Annotated in this window: 1 protein-coding gene; it reads left to right on the top strand. The window is 73.5% G+C overall.

The window, feature by feature from the left end:
• The coding region (locus IG64_RS37315; protein WP_037865050.1) for a MarR family transcriptional regulator at positions 1–249 on the top strand (249 nt) is incomplete at both ends.

Raw genomic sequence — 249 nt, 5'->3', positions numbered from 1 at the left:
GATCGACCGGCTGCCCGACCCGGCGGACAAGCGCTCGCGCATCCTGCGCCTGACGCCCGCGGGTCTGGACCGGCTCGACGACCTGTCCCGGCGGACCACACACCTGCTCGCGGAGCGGCTGAGCGACTGGACCGACGACGAGGTCGGCCAGCTCATCGGGCTGATGACCCGGCTGCGCGCCAGTTTCGGCGACTGCCGGTCCGCCCCGGTCCGGCTCCCCGGCCCCGTACTCGAAGAGACCACCCGTAC

The organism is Streptomyces sp. NRRL S-340, assembly GCF_000720185.1.
Classification (GTDB): Bacteria; Actinomycetota; Actinomycetes; order Streptomycetales; family Streptomycetaceae; genus Streptomyces.
The sequence above is the reverse complement of the archived record's forward strand: the minus strand, read 5'-3'. Positions and strand labels throughout refer to the sequence as shown.